Source organism: Pseudoalteromonas sp. SG43-7 (assembly GCF_014164295.1).
Lineage (GTDB): Bacteria > Pseudomonadota > Gammaproteobacteria > Enterobacterales > Alteromonadaceae > Pseudoalteromonas > Pseudoalteromonas rhizosphaerae.
Genome location: NZ_JACJEY010000036.1, coordinates 23,080 through 46,397 on the forward strand (window position 1 = coordinate 23,080; position 23,318 = coordinate 46,397).

The 23,318-nt window shown below is 40.5% G+C and carries 17 protein-coding genes; 2 read left to right on the plus strand and 15 right to left on the minus strand.

From position 1 onward, the window contains the following. Positions 1-17: 17 nt before the first annotated feature. The 3 genes from H5200_RS15630 to H5200_RS15640 are packed head-to-tail and all read right to left on the minus strand — an operon-like array spanning position 18 to position 5,717. The gene (locus tag H5200_RS15630; protein ID WP_182718710.1) at positions 18-1,394 is read right to left on the minus strand and encodes a TolC family protein; all 1,377 of its coding nucleotides are present in this window, start codon (positions 1,392-1,394) and stop codon (positions 18-20) included. Beyond that, on the minus strand, positions 1,387-4,542 hold the full coding sequence (locus H5200_RS15635; protein WP_182761812.1) for an efflux RND transporter permease subunit: 3,156 nt from the start codon (positions 4,540-4,542) through the stop codon (positions 1,387-1,389). The genes H5200_RS15630 and H5200_RS15635 overlap by 8 nt, the downstream gene beginning before the upstream one ends. An 8-nt stretch (positions 4,543-4,550) precedes the next feature. After that, positions 4,551-5,717 (minus strand): efflux RND transporter periplasmic adaptor subunit, encoded by a 1,167-nt coding sequence (locus H5200_RS15640; protein ID WP_149980115.1) that lies wholly within the window; start codon positions 5,715-5,717, stop codon positions 4,551-4,553. A gap of 118 nt (positions 5,718-5,835) precedes the next feature. Here H5200_RS15640 and H5200_RS15645 point away from each other — a divergent pair, with 118 nt between their 5' ends. Beyond that, positions 5,836-6,780 (plus strand): LysR family transcriptional regulator, encoded by a 945-nt coding sequence (locus tag H5200_RS15645; RefSeq protein WP_182718707.1) that lies wholly within the window; start codon positions 5,836-5,838, stop codon positions 6,778-6,780. On the opposite strand, the gene H5200_RS15650 is transcribed toward H5200_RS15645, so the two are convergent. Together H5200_RS15650 and H5200_RS15655 are read right to left on the minus strand one after the other, a co-directional pair. Further along, the gene (locus H5200_RS15650; RefSeq protein ID WP_182718706.1) at positions 6,777-7,814 is read right to left on the minus strand and encodes a GGDEF domain-containing protein; all 1,038 of its coding nucleotides are present in this window, start codon (positions 7,812-7,814) and stop codon (positions 6,777-6,779) included. The genes H5200_RS15645 and H5200_RS15650 overlap by 4 nt on opposite strands. A 129-nt stretch (positions 7,815-7,943) precedes the next feature. Continuing rightward, positions 7,944-8,810, minus strand: coding sequence for a DUF6279 family lipoprotein (locus tag H5200_RS15655; RefSeq protein ID WP_182718705.1), 867 nt, complete (start codon positions 8,808-8,810; stop codon positions 7,944-7,946). A 533-nt stretch (positions 8,811-9,343) separates the two neighbouring features. Between H5200_RS15655 and H5200_RS15660 the strand changes: the two genes are divergently transcribed. After that, a complete protein-coding gene (locus H5200_RS15660) occupies positions 9,344-10,069 on the plus strand; it encodes a tetratricopeptide repeat protein (protein WP_145236141.1) in 726 nt (241 codons plus the stop codon). A 40-nt stretch (positions 10,070-10,109) separates the two neighbouring features. Here the strand turns inward: H5200_RS15660 and H5200_RS15665 are convergent, their stop codons facing one another. From H5200_RS15665 to H5200_RS15710, 10 genes are all read right to left on the minus strand, one after another. Then, positions 10,110-11,540 carry a coniferyl aldehyde dehydrogenase gene (locus H5200_RS15665; protein ID WP_259398280.1) on the minus strand — a complete coding sequence of 477 codons (1,431 nt, stop codon included), beginning with the start codon at positions 11,538-11,540 and terminating at the stop codon, positions 10,110-10,112. Between the two features lie 110 nt (positions 11,541-11,650). Continuing rightward, complete coding sequence (locus H5200_RS15670; RefSeq protein ID WP_182761813.1) at positions 11,651-13,126, minus strand: DASS family sodium-coupled anion symporter; 1,476 nt, start codon at positions 13,124-13,126, stop codon at positions 11,651-11,653. A gap of 11 nt (positions 13,127-13,137) precedes the next feature. Beyond that, a complete protein-coding gene (locus H5200_RS15675) occupies positions 13,138-14,100 on the minus strand; it encodes a porin (RefSeq protein ID WP_145236151.1) in 963 nt (320 codons plus the stop codon). A 228-nt stretch (positions 14,101-14,328) separates the two neighbouring features. Beyond that, complete coding sequence (locus tag H5200_RS15680; RefSeq protein ID WP_145236154.1) at positions 14,329-15,696, minus strand: sigma-54 dependent transcriptional regulator; 1,368 nt, start codon at positions 15,694-15,696, stop codon at positions 14,329-14,331. After that, complete coding sequence (locus H5200_RS15685; RefSeq protein WP_182718702.1) at positions 15,693-17,429, minus strand: cache domain-containing protein; 1,737 nt, start codon at positions 17,427-17,429, stop codon at positions 15,693-15,695. Before H5200_RS15685 ends, H5200_RS15680 begins: the two co-directional genes overlap by 4 nt. A gap of 36 nt (positions 17,430-17,465) precedes the next feature. Continuing rightward, the gene (locus H5200_RS15690) at positions 17,466-19,442 is read right to left on the minus strand and encodes a TonB-dependent receptor (RefSeq protein WP_182718701.1); all 1,977 of its coding nucleotides are present in this window, start codon (positions 19,440-19,442) and stop codon (positions 17,466-17,468) included. A gap of 118 nt (positions 19,443-19,560) precedes the next feature. Beyond that, complete coding sequence (locus H5200_RS15695; RefSeq protein ID WP_145236163.1) at positions 19,561-19,824, minus strand: hypothetical protein; 264 nt, start codon at positions 19,822-19,824, stop codon at positions 19,561-19,563. 417 nt (positions 19,825-20,241) lie between these two features. After that, positions 20,242-21,228 (minus strand): PoNe immunity protein domain-containing protein, encoded by a 987-nt coding sequence (locus tag H5200_RS15700; protein WP_182718699.1) that lies wholly within the window; start codon positions 21,226-21,228, stop codon positions 20,242-20,244. A 188-nt stretch (positions 21,229-21,416) separates the two neighbouring features. Further along, positions 21,417-22,250: an ADP-ribosylglycohydrolase family protein gene (locus tag H5200_RS15705; protein WP_182740070.1), complete on the minus strand. Its 834-nt coding sequence runs from the start codon at positions 22,248-22,250 to the stop codon at positions 21,417-21,419. 100 nt (positions 22,251-22,350) lie between these two features. Then, entirely contained in the window at positions 22,351-23,097 is a 747-nt protein-coding gene (locus H5200_RS15710; protein ID WP_182718697.1) for a hypothetical protein, read from the minus strand. Between the last annotated feature and the right edge of the window lie 221 nt (positions 23,098-23,318).

Genomic DNA, 23,318 nt, shown 5'->3' on the forward strand with positions numbered 1-23,318 from the left:
TAAAAACTCAACTTAGCTTAATTAACTAACGCATAACTCCAACGTCCATTAAATACTTGATAAGTGTTTACTTTAGCAAGTAATGATGAAATCGTTGAGTCAATTGCATTTTCCTGCGCTATTAAAACATCCTGTCGCGCATCTAACAACTCTAAGTAGGGTATTTGCCCTTCTTGATACATTGCCTGCGCTTGTAAAAAGGCATTATTTGCAAATTTATAACGCTGTTCGGCATAGCTTTGTTGTTGACTTTGTTTGACTAATAGCTGCAATGAAAGTTCACTCTGTGCCATTGCATTCAACACTACTTGTTGATATTGGCTGTAAGCGGCTTCACTGAGATATTGCTGAGCATCACGTTGCGCCAATAACGCAGGGTAGCTCAATAATGACCACTGAATGCGTGGGGCAACTTGCCATTGCTGCGTAGTGTCAGAAAGCTGGTTGTTATCTAAGCTCAATACACCTGCAAACGCCGTTAAACTGATATCAGGTAATAATGCTTTACTCGCAGCCACGCTTAATGAATTAGCTTGGCTAAATTCAAATAATGCTTGGCTAATATCAGGACGCAGTGCAATGGCATCACTTGGAGTGGCTAAACTTACAGTAAATGCATGCTCAAACAGCGCTTGCTCATCAACTAAGGTTAGATCAGCAGGTAACTGCCCTGTTAATGTCGCAAGCGTTGCTAGATCACGAAATTGCGCGTATTCAATATCTGGCAACAAAGCTTGCTGCTGCTTCAATTGTGCTAAGGTTCGATTTAAATCAAGCTCATTAGCGACCCCTTCCTCAACGCGAGCCCGCAGAACCGCAATACTTTGCTCTAATGCTTCAATTTGTAGGTTAATGATCTGCTGTTTTTGCTTATTACCTTGAAAACTGACAAACCCTTTTACCACAGAGGTAACAACTTCAATATGCAAAGCACGTAATTGTTCCGCTTGACTCATTGCCCCTGCATTCGCAGCATCAACAAGCGCAGTTATTTTACCAAATAAATCAAGTTGCCAATCAAGGTTAACATTGGCTTCCGATTGACGCGTGTTAACGTTACCAGTACTTGAGCGAGTGGCATCAACTGCCACTGCACCTTGGGGAAGATACTGTGCTTTTTGCCCACCTAAACGAGCAATCGCGCTTTGTAACTGCAACTGACTAGTGTGCAAATCATGATTATTAGCGCGCGCACTGAGCACTAGATTATTTAACTGGGTTGAATTTAATTGCTGCCACCAGTTAAGTTCGTCTTGACCTTGTAACTGTGCAGCGATCTGTGTTTTTGCAACAAATTCTTGTAGCTGATTTTGCTGTTGCTGCTCATCAATTTTACTGGCGCAGCCACTTAATAAACCCGCCACAACAAGAGCGGTTAACTTATACTTACTCATTAATTTGCTCCTGCGTAGTCACTTTACGGGTTTTAGTTACCAAAATATAAAATACAGGGGTAAATAATAAACCAAACACGGTTACACCAATCATACCCGAGAACACTGCGTTGCCCATTGCATGGCGCATTTCTGCTCCAGCTCCCGTTGCTAATACTAAGGGAATAACACCCGCAGTAAAGGCAATTGACGTCATCAGGATAGGACGTAAACGCATCCGACAAGCTTCTAAAATAGCGTCGAAATGACTCAACCCATGATTATTTTTATCGCGTGCAAACTCCACCATTAAAATGGCATTTTTAGAAGCCAAGGCAACCAATACAATCAATGCTATTTGCGTGAAAATATTATTATCAGCGCCAACCAACCATACACCCATTAATGCTGAGAATATTGTCATTGGTACAATAAGAATAATAGCCAGTGGTAGACGTAAGCTTTCATACTGCGCAGCCAATACCATGAACACTAATAACACCACTAATGGGAATACATAGACCATGGTATTACCCGCTAGAATTTGCTGAAAAGTAACTTCGGTCCATTCGTACTCAATACCCGTAGGTAAATTATCAGCCAAGATCAGTTCAATTGCCTGCTGTGCTTGATCTGAACTGTAACCAGGCGCTGGACTACCATTAAGCTCTGCACTTGGGTAACCATTGTAATGCATCACTCGATCAGGGCCTGTTGTAGGCGTTGCCGTTAATACCGAGCCCAATGGCACCATATTCCCTTGATTATTGCGCACTTTTAGATTCAATATTTGTTCTGGATCAAGGCGGAAATCAGCATCAGCTTGGGCATTAACTTGGTACGTACGGCCAAATAAATTAAAGTCATTAACGTACATTGAGCCCAAATACACTTGCAACGCATTAAATACTTCATTCAATGGAATACCTTGAATAAGCGCTTGCTCTCGGTCGATATCAATATCCATTTGTGGTACTTGAATTCTAAAACTTGAATAGAGCCCCATTAACGCAGGATCTTGCTGAGCTTTAGTAATCACCGTTTGCAAACTGTTAAATAGTGTTTCAAAGCCTTTATTACCGCGATCTTCAATTTGCAGTTTAAACCCACCCGTGGTGCCTAAACCTTGGATTGGCGGCGGTGGAAATACAGCCACAAATGCTTCATCAATGGCACTAAAACGCTGGTTTAACTGTGCCGCAATAGCCATCGCCGATTTACTCGGATCGCTTCGCTCACTAAAGGCTTCTAGCGGTGTAAATACAATGGCACTATTAGGGCTGTTAGTAAAACCATTTACCGACAAGCCAGGAAAGGCAACTGTGTTTGCAACACCAGGTACTTGCAGTGCAATTTCTTGCATTTGCCTAACCACATCTTGAGTACGGTCTAAACTCGCTGCATCAGGTAATTGTGCTATCGCAACTAAATACTGCTTATCTTGTGCAGGAATAAAACCACCCGGCACGGCATCAAATAGCTTAATTGTTCCGCCTAATAAAACCACGTATGCAATCACCACTACCACGCTCATGCGCATTAGTTTTTGTACCAGCTTTTGATAGCCTTTGGCGCCACGGTCAAATACTCGATTAAAGGGTGCAAATAACCAGCGACCAAATAAACGATTTAATAAACGCGTCAGCGCATCCGGTTTAGCATCATGGCTTTTAAGTAATAGTGCCGCCAACGCCGGTGATAAAGTTAATGAGTTAAATGCTGAGATAACCGTTGAAATAGTAATAGTTAACGCAAACTGTTTATAAAATTGACCTGATAAACCACTAATAAACGCGGTAGGAATAAACACTGCACACAACACTAACGCAATCGCGATTATAGGCCCTGTCACTTCAGTCATCGCCACGCGCGTTGCTTCCAGAGGTGATAAACCTTGTTCAATGTTACGTTCAACGTTTTCGACCACCACGATAGCATCATCGACCACAATACCTATGGCAAGTACTAAACCAAATAACGACAGCGTATTGATCGAGACCCCTAACCACTGCATCACCGCAAAAGTACCAATCAGTGAAACTGGCACAGCTATAAGTGGAATAATCGAAGCACGCCAGGTTTGTAAAAATAACACCACTACAATTACCACTAACGCGATAGCTTCAAGTAACGTTTTGATCACCGCATCAATCGAACCGCGAACAAATACCGTAGGGTCGTAGACAATGTTGTACTCAACACCAGCTGGAAAATCTTTCGATAAACGCGCCATGGTTTCGCGTACTTGATCTGAAAGCTCAATCGCATTAGAGCCAGGACGTTGAAATATCGGCATCGCCAGTGCTGGTTGATTATCAAGTTCAGCTCTAAGTGAGTAAGTATTTTGGCCTAAATCGACTCGAGCAACATCGCTTAGACGTGTTAATTGACCTTGTTCACCCACTTTAATGATCACTTGCTGAAACTCTTCAATACTGTTTAAGCGTCCTTTTACATTTAACAATATTTGAAATTGACTGTCTGTTGAAGCAGGTTGTGCACCTAAGCTACCCGCTGCAACTTGTTGGTTTTGCGCACGCAATGCGTTGACGACGTCCATTGCGGTTAATTCTCGTGCCGCTAATGCATCGGGGTTAAGCCACACTCGCATTGAATATTGACCACCACCAAATAATTTTACATCGCCTACGCCACTCAAACGTGCAATTTGGTCTTTCACATATAAGTCAGCGTAGTTAGATAGATACGCCGTATCATGTGTTTTTTCCGGTGAGAATAAGTGTACCACCATGGTTAGATCCGGTGATGATTTTTCAGCGACGACGCCTAAGCGCTGCACTTCTTGTGGTAGCCGCGGCAAAGCACTGTTAACCCGATTTTGTACTTGTACTTGCGCACGATCTAAATCCGTTCCCAATGAAAACGTTACCGTCAGTGTCATACGCCCATCACTGGTCGCCTGGGAAAACATATACAACATGTTTTCAGTACCATTGATCTCTTGCTCCAATGGAGTAGCCACAGTTTGTGCTATTACGGTTGGATTTGCTCCTGGGTAGTTCGCAGTTACCACAACTGTCGGCGGAACAACTTCAGGATACTCACTGACCGGCAGTTGAAACAACGAAATACCACCGGCGATTAAAATCACCAATGACAGCATGGCTGCAAATATCGGTCGTTGAATAAAAAAGTGAGAAAATTTCATTATTCGTCCTACTTCTTAGCCATAAGCGTGTGCTGCGCCGTTGGCGATAACGTAAAAGCAACACCGGTGGTGTCTAGGGTCACTGTATTAGGTGAAATCGGCATGCCAGGTCCAACACGCGCAGGACCATTAACCGCAATCACATCGCCAGCTTTTAAGCCCGAGGTAATAGCGCGAAAACTGCCATAGCGCTCACCGGTTGTAACCAGTTTATATTCGAGAATATTGCCTTCACCTACAGTGAGCACAAAGCGATTTTTCAAATCGGTGCCAATTGCTCTATCAGGCACAATAACTTGCTCTGTAACGTCATTGGCCGCTAACTTAATACGTGCAAATGAACCGGCGCGTAAGGCGGTATTTTCATCAAATCGTGCACGCACTCGCAAAGTACCTGTTGCTGCATTGATTTGATTATCAATAAAGTCGATATAACCGGTGTGTGCAAAGCCATTTTGACCCACTTTTTGCATGACTACTTGCTGATGAGCAGCGGCGGTTACTTCATCAAATGAACTATTCCAAGTACGTTCATCAACATCAAAGTAAGCATACATAGTTTGATTTGATACGATTGAAGTCAGTACACTTTGCCCTGCAAGCACATTATTACCTTTGGTAATATTTGCACGCGAGATCACACCATCAATGGGTGAACGTATATCTGTAAATTCTAAATCTAAATTAGCTGCAATTAGCTGGGCTTTTAAGGCAGCAAGTTGTGCTTCACGTTGGCGTAACGTTGAGGTACGTGATTCCGCTTGCTCTGTTGAAATCGCTTTTCGCTCGGTTAATCGCACCGCTCTTTTAGCTTCACTTTGCGCTTGCGATAAAGCGGCTTCAGCACTGACTACTTGTGCCTCTAAACTTGCTACAACCGCAGCATATGGGCGAGCGTCAAGTTTAAACAGTAAGTCACCCTGTTTAACCTCGTCGCCCTCATTAAACGCAATATGCTCAATAACTCCGGCAACACGTGGCATAAGTGATACTTCTTCCGGCGCTTCTAAACGCGTAGTGTAGGTGTGCCAGTTTTGCACTGGCTTAATGATCACCGAGGCAACATCTATTGGTTGAAGATGTGGTTGATTGCTCTGTTGAGCAGGCTCTTCTGCACAACCGGTGAGGGCAAGTGATGCCCCTAAAACTGCAATAGCTATTAAGTGTTTGTTCATGACGACGCTCCATTTAGTGTATTTTTCTATGTTACGGAACATTGTTGTGGACAAAAACCATAGATTTTTAAATTCATTAATGCCAATATGGCATCAATTAAATATTGGTGAGTAATTAATGGATACCACAAGTCGCTTATTGATGTTGTTAGAAGTCGTTGAGCGAGGCTCATTCGCTAAAGCAGCAGAAACCCGTAATATTGATCGTTCAGTGATCTCAAAACAAATAAGTCGTCTCGAAGATGATTTAGGAGTACGTTTACTGAACCGCACCACCCGCTCATTTTCACTGACAGCTGCAGGGGCCGAAATGATTAAAAAGGCCAGTGAGTTGAGGCAACTACTAGGTGAAACTGTACGTTTAGCCGAGAATTATCACCAAGAGCCACGCGGTGTATTAAAAATCACTTCATCAACTATTATCGGCAGGCGTTATCTACAACCTGTGATTAATGATTTTCAAAAACGCTTCCCGCAAGTAGAAGTTGAACTAAGACTCGATGATAAGTTAGTTGATCTGGTATCTGAAGGCTTTGATCTTGCTTTTCGGGTCGGTGAGCCAAAAGACTCATCACTGATCGCACGTAAAATTGCGCGCAATAGATTACTAATATTAGCCGCACCTGAGTTTATTCAAACGTATGGATTGCCAAGTAAAATAGAGGACTTAATTGATTTACCCGCAGCCAGTTATTCCAGCACTTCGTTGCGCGTTGAGGGTATTCGTTATGTAGATCAATATGGTCTACCGCAAGAGCAAAAAATTAAGAGTGTGTTTAGAGCCAATGATGCCGAGGTACTGCTCGATAAAACGCTTTCTGGAACAACCTATGTGCTCGCGCCAGCATTTATTATTAATGATGAAATAAAACAAGGACGTTTAGTGCCCTTATTAACAGACATCAAATTACAAGAATACAGTGCGATGTACGCGGTATATCCACACCGTGATTTACCTGTAAGAACACGGTTATTTTTTGATGCGATACGTGATCACTTAGGTAAAGAAACACCACTTTGGGAAAGTAACATTCCCGGTTTCGAGCACATGTATCAAGGTTAAGAAACCTGTTCTAGTTTTGCTGAGTATTGCTGCGAGTCAGAATAAACGTTATTTCGACCATGTTTTTTTGCATAATAAAGTTGCTCATCTGCTGCTTTAATCGCTTGTTTTAGGCTATCGCCATCACGATAAGCAGCTAAACCGATACTTGCTGTTAAACTTATTTCACGCTCACCAACATTGATAGCCGTACTTTGCAAACCGACTCTGATATTTTCAGCAATTTGATAAGACTCCTGTTGATTCGAATCAGGAATGAACAGCGCAAACTCTTCGCCACCAGTACGAAAAACTCGCCCCTTGTTAAGTGTTTCTCTTAATATAGTGGCAATTTCGACCAGAACTTGATCGCCCACATCATGACCAAATTCATCATTTACTTTTTTAAAGTAATCGAGATCTAGCACCATAATAAATAAATTAATTTTGTCTACCAGCTCAACTTCAAAGTAATGGTTCATTGCTAAACGGTTGCCGGTGTTTGTCAGCGGATCTAACAAGGCAAGGTTTTCTAATCGTTCTGCAAATTGTGCTCGACTCGCTTCAAAAGTATGTGCAATGACCCAAATGCTCAAATAGCTAAAGCTCATATTTAGGTACAGGTTAAGGTCTAAAAATGGTGCTAAAGAGGTTTTACTAGTAAACACAGCGGTTTGTATACACACCAATAATAGCGATAGATAATAGCCGCGTTTACATCCTAATAATAAATAAAATAATACGGGTAAGGTAAAGGTCCAAATGAACAAACCGCTCCTCATCGCAGCTAGGTAAGTTCCTAAGGTTACTAATAGCATAATACAAAGGCACAATAATAACGGCTGCCAAGTCTGAAATTTTCGTGTCCGAGCATAGTTAAAAGTATAAAAACAATAAATAGCAAACACCCCTTCTAAAATCCCTAATGAGTAAAAGTCATTAATAAAAAGATTAAAATAGGTAAAAACACTCGCTAAAATTCCGAAACAGAAACAAATCCATTTCAGTAAATTTTCACGTAATACTTGAGCGCTATCTAAGGCTGCGATATCCATTGATTAACTTTAATTCGAACGAAAAAAAGTCAGTCTAACGGTTAATTGAAAGAGTACAAGCTCTATTTGTTTTTGATATATTCATTTTTATAAAAAATTTTTAAAATTAAGATCTTAGTAACTAACAGCCTATTCATCATTAATTAATTGTTCTATATCTTCTAACATATCGGAGAACTCAGCATTAGCATGTTGGCGCTGTTTTGCTGTCAACGTGGCTCTTAAACTCACAAGTAAACGCGCATAGCGCTTTGAATTTTCAGCATCTAAGCGAATTAATTGGTCACTCATAAACACCTCTCGCTCAGTAATGACAGCTGATAATTGGCTAATAAACTGATCGCGGCTAAGTTGGCTATCAAAAAATACCTGTTTGAGTTTATCCAGCCGAGTTTGCTTGTAAGCTTGCCTTAATAAAAATGTTGCTTGAAATTCGCTGTTCGCTTGGGTGATCAAAGACACTTGTTGTTCACTCAGTTTACCAAGCCACTGTTTATAAGTATCTAACTGACGTTCAAGGCGATCTTGCTCACGCTGTGTTGGGGTTTGCTCATTATACTCGTCACTTTCTGTGGTTATATCCTCTGCAATGGCAGCAACAAATTCTTCTCTTTGCTCCGTGGATAAACCAATAGCAAGTTCAATAAGATCGTCTCTTACATACATAACTAACGATTGCCAATGTGTTTTAAAACCTTGAAAATACGTTAATAATGCTTGCTCTGAAGGGTCTTCATCAAGTAGCTTTTGTAATGCCAACAGATCCTGTCGATACAAAGGTAATTGCGTCTTACGATGCCAATCCCGACTTTGCTTAATTAAGTCTTTAGCTTGTTTGCTTTGCTGCTTCGATAAATCAACGTAGTCATCAATCCAAAACGCCGATAACCAGCCTATATTATTGTAGGTAAATGTAGCTGAGCACCCAGTCAGAGCTAATAGCAACACACCAACTACTGCGAACTTATAATTCAAGCACATGTTTTTTATCGACATTTTTTATTTTTCTTACGATTATTTATAGCACTACGTTAATCAACTTAGCGCATTATGTAAATGAGGGAATTAAAATAAAACCGAACAAATAGAAATAATTATCATTTAGCTATTGACGCACACTCAAATACAAGTAATAATCGATCGCATCAACACCAAGCAGCCCAACACGACAGGTTTGCGCTTCTTGTAAGAATTGAACGTACCGACCTCAGTGCCCTAGGGAAGATCGACCAGTAAGGATGCTGGGCCCCTTTAGTACAAAGTTGTTGATGAAGATGGTGACGCTTCGAGCATATTACTTACTCGACCCAAGTAATATAATTAAAAGATCACACTCACTTGCTACATTGCTCATATCGGTGACGGTTGATATGACCCAAAAAGCCCCATCAGGGGCTTTTTTTATTCCTTTAAATTTTCTGTAATATCTGTATCTTATGTCTAAGTTTTATCATTTATAGTGCGAAGCTGGGCAATTGTGGTTGTTGAGACTAAAATTAAACAGTAACACGCTAATTGGAGGTATTGTCATGTGGCAGCCGAAGTTTAAGATATTGTTGATGGTCGGTGCACTTAGCATCTGTGGTGTTGCTCATGCGGGACTTGAAGAAGGGATCCGCGCAGCCAATGAAGGTCAATTTGAAGATGCACTTAGAGAGTTTAACTACCTTGCAGAAAAAGGCTTTGCACCAGGAATTTACGAGCTAGGGCAGCTATATGAAGGTGGCCACGGCGTAACGCGCGACTATCACAAAGCTGCTGAACTTTACCAGCAAGGCGTTAAAAAGAACCACGTCGACTCAATGTTTGCATTAGCTGTACTTTATCAAGAAGGTAAAGGCGTTAAACTTGATAAACAAATGTCAGTTTCACTCTTTAAGCAAGCCGCGGCAAAAAACTTACCTGCTGCTCAGTTTAACTTGGGTGTGATGTACGCCAACGGCGATGGCGTTGCGCAAGATTATAAAGAAGCTATTAAATGGTATGAAAAAGCCGCTGGTAATAATTATACGCTAGCACAGTTTAATATGGCGCTGATGTATTTCGAAGGCCATGGAGTCGAAAAAAACATCGAAAAATCATACATCTGGAACACTGTTGCTGAGTATAATGGTAATTTAGATGCCAGTCACAGTCGCAAGCTAGATGAGCGCAAGCTGATGCCTGCGCAAATTGCAGAAGCCAAAGAAAAAGCTGATGCATTGTATGAAAAAATCCAAGCTGGGCTGTATGCGGGCGAAGATCGGATGTTTTAACTGCCAGTTAAAACGCTATTGGATTGTACTTAACGCCAATTTATGGCCGCAAGTACAACCATTTAAGTATTTTAATCAATATCTTATTTTGCGCCAGCAACAATCCCAATTTAGGATTAAAACCACCCGTTTTCAATGTATTACGTGCATGGCTAAAAGTTAAAAAGCCTTCTATACCGTGATAGTTTCCCATCCCAGAAGGACCTAAGCCACCAAATGGCGCATCATCAGCAGTCACCTGCATTAAGGTGTCATTTATTGCGAAGGTACCACTTTGTGTTTGCTGTTGAATACCTTCATTGATTTGTTTATCTTGCCCCATTATGTACAAAGCTAACGGCTGAGGACGTTGATTTATGTATGCAATCGCCTGAGGTAAAGCTTGATAACTGACAATCGCAAGAATTGGTCCAAACAGTTCTTCTTGCATCAACTTCATATTGTCATTCACATCAGTCACAATGTGCAAACCAAGACGATGCTTATGTTCGTCGCTTTGGTTTTCATCTAACGGCTTAATTATCTGTGCGCCCTGTTGCTGTGCATCTGCCAATAAATCGGTTAAACGCTGAAAATGGTGGTGATTAATAACCGAGGTTAAATTTTTCCCCTCGACACCTAAGTTATAATGTTTTTTATATAAGCTACAGAGACTTCTGACTAACTGATGCTGTAAGTTTTCCGGCACTAAAACATAATCGGGGGCAACACAAATTTGCCCTGCATTGGTCATTTTACCAAATAAAATAGCTTTAGCCGCCTTATCTATATCCGCTTGCGCGGTAATGATAACGGGCGATTTGCCACCTAACTCAAGAGTTACTGGGGTAAGGTTTTTACTCGCAGCGGCCATAACATGGCGCCCTACAGCTGTAGAGCCGGTAAAAAATAAGTGTGCGAATGGCAAACAGCTAAACTGTTGACTTAATTGCGCTTCACCTTCGATCACTGCGCAATGTTCGCTAAGCTCGCCGATAAATAGTTTTTTGATTACTTGATTGGTGTGCGGAGTAAATTCACTGACCTTTAATAATACCCGATTACCTGCGGCAATTGCGGTTATCACCGGCACGATTGATAATTGAATTGGGTAATTCCATGGAGAAATTATTCCCACCACTCCTTTGGGTTGATAGCTCACAGCAACTTTTGATGGCGCTAGGCTCAAACCCGCTTTTCGTGGTGAATTTTTTGCCCATTTAGGTAAATGCTTGATGGTGTGGCTGATCGTTTTGACCGTAGGCAGTATATCACCCAAAATCGTATCAAAAGCAGTGCGAAAGCCAAAGTCTTTCGAGCTTGCAGCTACCAATTCAGCCTCTAATGCCAACAGTTCACGTTTTAAAGATTTTAATAAACGGATCCGCTGTGATAATGCTAAATATGGCTGGGCATCAAAATGCAGCTGCATTTCATCAAATTGCGCTTTTAGCTCAGGGTTACATACAGTGCCAGTGTCAGACAAAAGCATACTCATAAACAAAATAAAGATTTAACCACTATAACTTTGTTTCTTAGCAGGGGCAATATAGAGCGCTATCAACAAACGAATAGCGCTCCGGTTGGGTAACTTTGAATTACTTAAAAATTAAATACCGATGCAGCAAGGGTCATAGTGACAAATGTGATCAGCGCAATTGCAACAATATTTAATGCAAAGCCGGCTTTGATCATATCCCGCATTTGAATTTGCCCAGAGCCAAACACAATGGCATTAGGCGGGGTCGCTACAGGCATCATAAACGCACAACTACAGGCTATAGCCGCAGGAATAACCCAGACCAATGGCGAACCTGTGACTGACTCAGCGACAGGGCCAAGTAGTGGTAAAAATCCAGCTGCGGTTGCTGTATTACTGGTGATCTCAGTTAAGAAAGTGATTAAGGTTGCAATTACTAATACACTCAATACTAATGGAATGGCGCTGACGCCTTCAATCATATGAGCTATGTATTCAGCCAAACCTGATGACTTTATTTGTGCCGCTAGGGTTAAGCCACCACCAAACAACAATAACACTCCCCAAGGAACTCCTGCCGCACTTTGCCAGTCAAGAATACGTTCATCACTGCCTTTATTAGCAGGCAAAACAAATAATAATAATGCTGCAGCAATGGCAATACCGGTATCCGATATTTTTAAACCAGAAAAATCAGCGATCAGAGGTCTAAATATCCAGCACACAGCTGCAAATAAAAACACACATAACACCCCTTTCTCAGCGCGTTGCATGGTGCCAAGACCTTTTAACTGCGAGCTAAATAGTGACTTGGTGTCGACTTTTTGAGATTTTTCATTTGTTTTATCAACTTTATAAGCAAACTTGGTCAGCCACAACCAACAGATGATCAACATAGTCAGTGACAATGGCACACCCACCATCATCCATTGCGCAAAACCAATTTCAATTTTATAACTATCTGATAAATAAGCGGCCATCAATGCATTCGGTGGCGTACCAATTAATGTTGCAATGCCGCCAATGCTGGCACCATAAGCAATAGAAAGTAACAGTGCTTTACCAAAACCATTATTATTTGGATTAGATTTTTGCACTAAATGGGTGATAGACATAGCAATAGGTAACATCATCACTGCTGTTGCAGTATTTGACATCCACATTGATAAGAATGCCGTTACTAACATCATCGCTAATATCTGCAAACTCGGTTTTGAGCCCGCGTAGAGCATAGTACGTAAAGCAATGCGCTTGTGTAAGCCCCAACGTTCCATCGCAATGGAAATTAAAAAGCCACCTAAAAACAAAAATATTAAGGGGTGCGCATACGGTGCAGCGACACTTTTTATCGCAGCAATGTCAGCCAACGGAGAAAATACCAACGGCAATAGCGCCGTAGCTGGGATAGGAACTACTTCACTCACCCACCATGATGCCATCCAAAATGCTAATCCTGAAGTACGAAGAGCAGCGGTACTCATGCCAGCAGGAGGATCGATCAAACACGTAAGTAGCATGACCGCAGGGCCCAATAACAGCAGCAACATCTGTATCATTGGATTTTTTTCAGGTTTATCGTCTAAAGTTTGTGTGCTCATATTCAACCCCTTTAAAATTTATACTTTAAGCCAAGGGCTAAGCTACTATCCGTTTGCTGTTGCAAATCTAAGTCAGTATAGAATAAGTACGCGGTAGTTTGTTTATCAAATAAATAATCCACACCTGCAGTCCACTGGCTGCCCTTAGTACTTTGGCGAATAGTTGAGTCATCACTGGCAAATTGTAGTTTTGGCTGCCATTTGTCAATGGTATAACTGGCACTCAACACATAGCCGTTTCCTGATTTAGTACCATCTACTGACTCACTGTGCTGGTAAATAGCACCTAGTTGTAAATCATTTTTTTGCCACGCGCCAACGATGCGACTGGCGTTGATATTATTGAGTGAATCAATATGGCTGATCGCCACATAATAATTTTTATTTTTTAAACCACGGTCACCATAAATTAACGTAGCGGCATAACCGGCTTCATTATTGGCACTGTCATCCTTCAAAGCATAGGTAAGTGATAGCTGAGCACCCGCATATGATTTTGAACTATACGTTATGGTATCACCAAGGCGATCTTGACCCGGTAGTAATTGAGCAATATCGGCTTGAGTTTCATTGAAGTTATCAACTTTACCTTCTGAATACTTAAAGCGTGTATCGTTTCGACCAACTACAACTTCACCAAAATTTCCCGCTAAACCTAAATATGTATTACGGGCACTAAATGGCTCATCGGTATCATCGTGCTCAAAGCCCTTTACTTGCACTTCGTATTTAAATACCGCTTTTAACGAGTCAGTGAGTACATGTTGCCCTTTCACACCAATGCGTGAAAAAGGCGCATCGATTTGCGTTCCTTTTTTAGCATAGCGCATTACACCGTTGTCAGTATTAGCAATTTGCACTTCTGCTTTACCATAAATGTCATACTCTGCGGCATGAACACTTTGTCCAAAGCAAGCTGCTGCAAAACTCGTTGCTACAAAAACAGGGGTTAGCTTTTTGTCTATTATTATCATTGTGTGCCCTTATTATTAGGATCATTTGTTGTTCCCGCTAATAAAGGCAAGTTTACTGCCAACTGCTTATAAAAAAGTAAAATTTAATATATTCAAATAGTTAAATTTAAAATTAAATTATACTTACAATAAAGTGTGCGGGATCCCACACACTATCAAAACGTCTGTGTCACCGTTTCCACCCATCAAATTAAGCTGAGCAGGTAAATCACTTAAGCAAAGCTCTGGTTAATCAATAAACATGTCACGATTGAGGCCATATTTACTCATTTTGTCATACAAGGTTTTACGGGCAATCTGTAAGGTATTCATAGTTTCTTTAATACTACCTTGGTGGCGCTCAAGGGCTTCTTCGATTAAAGATTGCTCATAAAAGCACACTTTTTCCGCCAAACTCAGATCGGGCGATAACTCACTGCCATTATTATTTTCGGTATTGGCGAACGCTAATTCAGCACCCAGCAGCACCGCTCGTTCAGCTTGGTTTCTAAGCTCTCTGACATTACCTGGCCACTGGTAACTAAGTAAACGCTGTAATATATCGCTACTTAGAGGAGCCGGAGGTTTATGAAAACGAGTCGCGGCAATAGAGCTAAAATGTTTGAATAATAAAGGAATATCAGCTTTCCTATCACGCAATGCCGGAATACTTACCCTCACTAAATTGAGTCGATAATATAAGTCAGCTCTGAAGTCCCCTTTTTCGACCAAGGATAATAAATCAACTTTGGTTGCCGCAACGATACGTATGTCTAAGTCAACGGCGGTATTAGCGCCGACGGGGGTCACTTTTCGCTCTTCTAAAACGCGAAGTAACTTTACTTGTAATGATGCCGGTGTGCTTTCTATCTCATCTAAAAACACCGTACCACCTTGAGCAAACTCAAACTTACCTTGGCGACTGTGTGTTGCCCCTGTAAACGCGCCACTGGCCGCACCAAATAGTTCACTTTCAATCAGTTGCTCTGGTATGGCACCACAGTTAATTGCCACAAAATTACAGTTTGAACGGCTGCTTTGGTCGTGTAAAAAGCGTGCAACTAACTCTTTACCGGTGCCAGTTTCACCTTCAATCATTACATCTGCGGGAGTGTCGATCACCGCATTGAGCAAGTGCATCATTTGCTGCATTTGCACGGTTTCCCCTAAGATCCGTACACCTGGGGCTGACGTTTTTTCTACCGCTAGTTTTAAAGCACGATTTTCCATTACCAAGGCACGCTTATCACACGCTCTGGCAATACAATCTAATAACTGCTCTGTAAGGGGTTTTTCAAATAAGTCGTAAGCCCCTAATTGCATGGCTTTAACGGCCACCGATACATCAGCAAATCCAGTCAGAAAGATCACCGGTAATTCGCTATCAAATGCTTGAACTTGTTCTAAAAAAGCCAGTCCATCCATTTTCGGCATATTAATATCACTGAGCACCACCCCGTTAAAACGACGATTAAGTTTTGATAAAGCACTCATTGGATCGCTAAAACACTGTACTTGATAGCCTTCGAGTGTCAGCAATTGGTCAAGTGAATCGCGGATCATCGCTTCGTCATCAATAACAATGACCTGTTTACAATCAGTTGCTAACGTATTCATAACGCTCCTTTAGTACTTGCTAAGGTAATAATGAATTGAGCACCACCGCCAGGGCGATTATGCGCACTTAAACAGCCATTAAATGAATTAATAATTTGCTTAGAAATAGATAGCCCTAAGCCAAGGCCATTAGTCGATTTAGTGCTATAAAAAGGCTCAAAAATAGTCCCAAGCGCATGTAACTCGATACCAGGCCCAGTATCCAAAATAGACAGCTTAACGCGGTCGTCAAACTGCTCTATCTCAAAACTCAGCTCTCGCACAGTACTGTCAGCCATTGCTTGGCTGGCATTGGTGATCACATTCACTAATACTTGCTCAAATTTAATGCCATCAACCCATACTTTTACAGTGTCAGCGATATCAGCGGTGTTAACGTTGACATCATCCTGCTTTAATTGCGCGGAGGCGATCACCATGGCATTTTTAAGTAACTGGTTTAAGCTTTGCTCTCTTAACTGTGTTTGTGCCGGTTTACTAAAGTGCTTTAATTGTCCAACAATTTTATGTACTCGTTCGATCAACGATTGCACAATAACAATATTTTCAGCTGCCTTTGCAATATCACCTTTGGCAATCAAGCGTTTAGCACTAACCAAATACGTACTCATTGCACTCAAGGGTTGGTTAATCTCATGATTAATACCCGCGCTGAGTTGACCTATGGTGGCCAATTTGGCTGTTTGCACCAGCGCTGTTTGTGCTTTTTCGAGTGCATGGGTGCGCTCTATAACTTCTTGCTCAAGGCTATGACGAGAAAAAAGTAATTTTTTATAGCCGGCAAAACGTGCCATTAAACTGTAAAAAAGCATTAACCCCCCAGCATAAATCACACTCAACCAAAACAATCGCCCTAGTTGATTAATATTCACCGACGATATATCAACAAGCACAGTTATTTTTGCATTAAGTCGCTCAATCGGCGCACTTGCAGGCATATATTTACTGCGTTTATTCGCATCATTAACGTATAACAGGGGCATCCCTTGGCTAATAATGTGCTCAGCAGTGATAACTTTTGGTACATACTCTAGGTAGCGTCGGCTTGTCGTAAAGTGTTGATAGTCTGCTGCTGTGAGGCTATGCAACGAATTGAGTCGCCATGAGGGGCTATCGGACATAGCAATAATATTATCGTCTAAGCTTAAATAAAAATGGCTAGCGTGGGACGCATTCAGTAATTGTCGATCAGTTTCAAACTTAGATACATTCACTTTTAAGGTGACCACACCTATTACTTGGCCATCGCGATAAATCGGTTCAGAAAAATAAATACCCCGTTCTTTAGATCGTAAACCAAGAGCAAAATAGGCAATTTTGTTACCCGCCAATGCCTGAGAAAAATACGGACGAAATGCAAAGTTATTACCGATATAACTGTAATCAAGTTGCCAATTGCTCGATGCAATAACATCCCCTTCACGATTAAGGACATAGACGTCTGATGCACCACTGGCTTGTTGGATATCAGCCAAGTAATTATTAATAGGCTGCACGGGCTGATCAGTATCACTGAGAAATGCAGTGAGTAACTGGTTATCAGTAACTAAATGAGGAATAGTTGCAAAACGAGAGAGTTCGGTATCAAGATAATTACGCAATTGACCCACTTGGAGTTCAGCTTGCTGCTTTGCTTGACTTAAATCATAGTGTCGGCCAAATAAAAAACTAAGCAACAATACACTAATTAAAATGGCAACAGCGATTAATATTTTTCGGGGAAAACGCAGCATGATCAACCAAAGGGCACACCTGAGCGTCCCTAAAACTTAAAATTTGATTTGATAGTGTAACGAGTATTCACTGCCGACACCAGCAACAGTGCCATCTGTAACTCTTGGATCGTACACACGGTAGTGCTTATCTAAGAGATTATGGGCTTTAAAACTAATTTCACCGCGTGCAGAAAATTGCCAACTCACAGCCCCGCCGAGCAAAAAGTAAGCCGGTTGAGTAAAGTCGCTTGTCATTGTCGGGCCACTGACGGCATCGCGCCAAACACTATTGAGGCTCAGCACCCATTGCTGATGATGATAATTAGCAATCACACTAGCAAAGCGCTTAAACGTTGGCTTAATTGGCGTATCAAAATACTCGCTGTAAGTCGCTTCCACTGATAAATCACTAGTAATGTGGATCATGCTATCTAATTCAACACCACGATTAATGTCATCTAATTGGTTTTCAAAGGTAAACTGATTATTGGCAGCTGAATTCGGCACTAGATTAATAAAATCAACAAGTTGATTATAAAAAAGCACCGAATTAATATGCCAATCTTGTCCCTCGTAGCGCCAAACAAGCTCTGTGGTTTTAACATATTCAGACTTTAAGTTTGGATTGCCCTTAGTCACATCATCATCTGAATACAATTCATTCGTCACAGGAGTGCGAAACGATTCACCGTATTGTAATTTAAAAGTATGCGCGCGAGTTGGTGAGTAGATTGCGGAAATGCGCGGCGATAATTTACTGTCTATCGCTTTAACATCATCATAACGTGCCCCTAAAAATAAGGTCAATTGCTCAGCAAAAGGCACTTTGATTTGCCCATAAATACTTCGGGTTTCAAAAGTCGATTGCAAACTCTGAAATGGCGCATAATTACTGATTGTAACAATCCCCCCTTGATAAAACGGATCTTCAACAATAATTTCACCGCTGTTAATATCAAAATAATTAACACGTAAGTCCGCTTTATGTTGCTCTGCGCGGCTATATTGCAAGCCTGAGTTGATTGACCAACCATTATTAAATTGCTGACTGGCCTCTACACTGACTGTTAAATCCGTTGTATGCCAATCAGGACCAACAAAAAAATCATAACTAGCGTTAGGTAAAGTTGCTGCAGGTGCGATTAATCCTGCACTTTGTATTTGATGATGTGCATACGCTATTTTTGTAGCCAAAGTACGTGTATCAGTTTCAAGCCAATCATAACCTACAGATAGGAAAGTATTCTCACTACGATGTTGATTACTGTCAGAATAACCACCAAGGTTTAAAAACTCTTTCAGTTCAACATGATTATAACGCGCTCTCACAGCCAGTTTATTGATATCGACACCCGCTTCAAAGTAAACTGATTGCAGTGGATCGTTTACCCCTTGTGGATAACGCTTACCACTTTTTTGGTTATACGCGCCATTAGCAAATAGATGTGTTTGCTGATTAACTTGATGACTAACCGAGAATGCAGCGCTGGTTTGACCTACATTACCCACAGCCAGCGACATTTCATTATTTTGGCTTTTAGTCACTATATTCATCACCCCTAAGAATGCATTACTGCCATATAAAGCAGAGCCAGGGCCACGTATAAATTCAACTTTATCAATAACTTCTACAGGTATATAAGGCATATAAACTGACGCTTTGCCAAATGATGACTCATTTAAACGTTCACCATTGATCATCACTAAGATATTGCCGCTATCAAGGTAAACACCTCTTGCGTGATCTTTTGGTACAGCGCCTACCCAATCACCACGAGTAGATTGCATACCAGGAACAAAATTCATCAATTCAAACGCATTATTCACCCCAAGTAAGGCTATTTTTTTGCGATTAAAAACAGTGATAGTTGAGGGGGCAGAAGCGAGAGTTTCTAAGGTTTTTGAGGCAATATCGACATGAACGTCAAGCAAATCTTCAAAGCTAAGCGCAAATAAATCATCAGCGTCGCTCGCCAGTAAGGGGGCTGTGTTAACACATAAAAAAAGACATGCTGTTAGCTTTAAAATCATTACGCCGCTTTACACCTATATTTTTCATTGGAGTTAGCACATCATAAGTAACGTGCTATTTACAATATTAATACAAATACGCGACGGCGTGAGAGTTTTTCTCTATTAATTTATAAATTTAGGCTACAGCTGAAATCTGCTTAGCTTTTAGGTATTTATATAAACCAATTAATGAGGCTGCGATCCAAAATATTTCAATCACAAAACTTGCTAAATTAAAGTTATAACAAAGACTTATAAGCAACAAAATAGCGCCAGATAAATTCATCATGTTATATAAAAGCCCTGTTGGCGTGGCTTTACCCAGTTGTAGCATAAAAAACGCGCCAACCACTAAAAACGTACCTGTCATACCAACAATATCAAATAAAAGTGCAATCACGGGTGTCCCCTATCCTTTTTAATCATACCCAACAAACTGGCCCATTCCATGGGGAGGGTTGTTTTCAATCATTGAAACAGCAAACCGGGTAAGTTTAGCAGCCTCGCCAAAAGCGCACAGGATAAATGTCCGTATTTGAACTGAATAACCCCATATTTATCAGAGACTCTTGAACTTTAATTCAAATAATTGTGCTATTCATAACGAATCGACTCTAGCAAACGCTCTATTATAGGTAAGCAGTGTGTTTTATCTTTTTCCATAAAGGTAAACGTTAAAACCATAAAATATTTGTCAAATTTTAAAGCGTATACCATGTAAGAAGTGACTTCAGTTTAGCCTTTCCAAACGCCTTGCATCAATTGTTCTTTAACAGTGCCAATGGGGAGGTTTCGTTCATTTTCAACTCCAACCCGTTTATACCATGGCATATGCTTCATACCTCCCTGACGCAAATGAGTCTAATGTATTTTCGTCACTTAGATACACAGTACCGGCACACTCCAAACCTTCATCATGGGTGATTAATGATAAACGTTGTTCACTCTCATTTAGCCAAGCACCATCAAGCGATAGACTTAGTCGAGTTAAGCCAGGGTAAGTGATTGTATTTAATGCCTGCTCTTTTTGTTGAAGCTCTTTTTTAACGCCCTTTTCTTTCGGTAACTGTTCTGGTAGATCAAAAAAACCATAAGGAAAATATTTACCAAAATGAGTGTTTTTTAGGCTTATACCACGCATTTTTGCGACAGCAGCGGCTTCTACTGCCCAGTACCCAAAATAACCTATATGATAATCATCATTGTGGCTATTGTACCAATGTAAGCCTTTATAACGAATGTACCATTTTTTAGAATACTTTTTCAGTTCTTCTAAAAATTCACAATCGTCACTAATATTTGAGATAGTCAAAATTTGACCGATTTTTTTAAGGCGAACATCTTGACCTAGCTGTACATTGTTTGAACGATAACTCAACAGTTTTGCCAATATATAGCCATTACTGCCGCTACTTTGCCATTTTTCAGCCAATAATGCCCACGCTTTATCACTAACATCAACCAAAATAGCCAATGAAATAAGTTTGACTAATGTATATACACTATGTGGATAGCTACTCCACTCATTGTCTGTTTTAAGATAGTAAGTGATAGTCCGCTCGACTGTTTCTCTTATTGTGTCAATACTATGACCGAGTGAAAACTGACAGATTGATAATTCTATCCCAACGTTTATTAAACTATCTGATATTCTTTCCAATTGTTCATATTCAAGCTTTTGCGATCCAAGCATTTTCGATTCAATAACATTTTCACCATGCGCTAACATGCCCATTCTATTCGCATAGAATTGTTTTAATTTTCCTTCACGATTTGGGTAATCCCGCATTACATTAGCCACCATTAATTTGAGTCACTCTGGCAGCCTTACCACGAGGTATTTTTGGTATGCCACCACTAACATGAACAATTTTTGAATAAGTAATTGTTCCATTATCAGTTGTCCTAGCCAACACAGGATATAGTTGGATTTCATTGTTTTTCGGGGGATTACTATTTTTTTAAAGTGTTTATGTAAATACGTTAGGTTAATCACAAAAACTTATTCTTAAGTTGAATGTCTAAATCTCTGAGATAATCTAATCCAAAGTTGTCCTTAGAAAAATTAGTAACGAGCTTATTTGGAAGAGTTTTATCAACACCATCATAACAACTTGCTATTCCGCAGCAAATTGACGCGACACTGTCTGTGTCTCCTCCAAAATCAACAGCTGACTTTATCAAAGCTTCATAGCTAAAATGCTGCATTAGGTTAGACATTACTGCGGCCAAAGTATCTTCTGACACTGCACGAACTCTTCCTTGCCAATTAGCATTAAACTTGTAACCTCGAGATGCAAGATACTCCGGCAATGTTTTAAGAGTCGCTTTGCTGTACAAGCCTGCATGTGCAGCAAGAGCAATGCAAACAGCAGCATCGACTGCAATTTGATGGTCATGAGTAACACGTGCTTGTATTGTGGCGTTGCGTATTACTACATCTTCATCTTTAAAAAAACCAATTGGTACAGCTCGCATCATTGCCCCATTGCCAAAGCTATCCGTTTTAACTAACCTTGCAAAATGGTCTGCATTTCTCGCCTCAGAAAATGCCGTTTGTAGTCGCTTTGCGTAGCCATGCACAGGATCACGTATATAGCATTGAAAAAATGCCTCGGCTATATGGGCTTCAGTCCAGTCAACGTCGTTTAGCATTAACTCAGACAGCGCTAATGACATTTGAGTGTCATCAGTATAACACCCAGCAATGTTAGACAATTGATGCGCACGAAAGGTCTCGAGGTTATTTTCGGCTGATATAATTTCCTGATCTACAAACTCAAAACCCGCACCATATGCATCGGCAATTGCTATTTCTACCAACATAATATTTAACTCATTCTAAATTCGGAAAAAGTGATTATATAATACCCTTTTGGTTGAAAGTAAAAGGAATACTGTTATCCAATCACTTGTTTCTATAAAACTACTTGTTAATGTTTTTAAACATGGCATTAAAAACTTGCTCTGCTGATTGGTTATCTTCACGATGTATGTCATTTGCCGCAATCTTCTTTAAAATTGATATAAAGTCTTCATCAACTCTTAGCTTATTGTACATATCTTGGCTTAAAAACGCATACATAATACCATAGCCGCTTTCACCTACACTTCTGTTATATCGACGAAAACTTCTGGTAAGTATCCCTGTCTTCGTTTCAAAATTTGCAGCAAAATAACGCTCAAAAAAAAGTTTTGAATTAAGCGCCTCATCGATACCAGTTTGTAATAATTCTTTTGCCCTTTTTTGTACTAATTCATATGAAGTATCAAAATTAAAATTGAAGTGATAACCGGGCAGAAGAAACGTGCCTATTTTATCACCTTTTACATCTTTAAGTGCGTATTTTAAAAATTCACAGCCTGTTTCTTTATCAATACTAACTGTCGCTTCTACCACACACCCACAATCAAGCTCATACTTATAAATTTTATTCTTAAGTGAAAGTATTCGCTGTTCAATTGAGACACGTTTTCCGGTAGCACTATCAAAAACATAGAAATTTTTACTTGATGAACCATCTTCGAAATTAACACTTTCTTCCACTACAAAATGAGAGTCATTTTCAATGTAATATACATTAGTTATTTCACCGTACTCTAAGTCAGACCGAAAATCGGCCCGACTTAGAGGGTGAATCAAACTCTGAATATTTGAGTTACCTGTTACCATATCAATCTACCTGTTTCATATATAGCACTATCGGGGTCAGACCTCAGGGAAAGAGCATGAAAAAAGTCTATGATTTCAATACCTTTTCAAGGTAATCTGTACTGCGCATAGCTTTTTTCTGTTTTGCGGGCATGCCTTTATTAAAGCTTGTTTCTGCTTTTAGCTGATTAAATGCGATGTGTCTCAGCCCCGCAAATACAGGTGCTGCACCTTCACGCCTA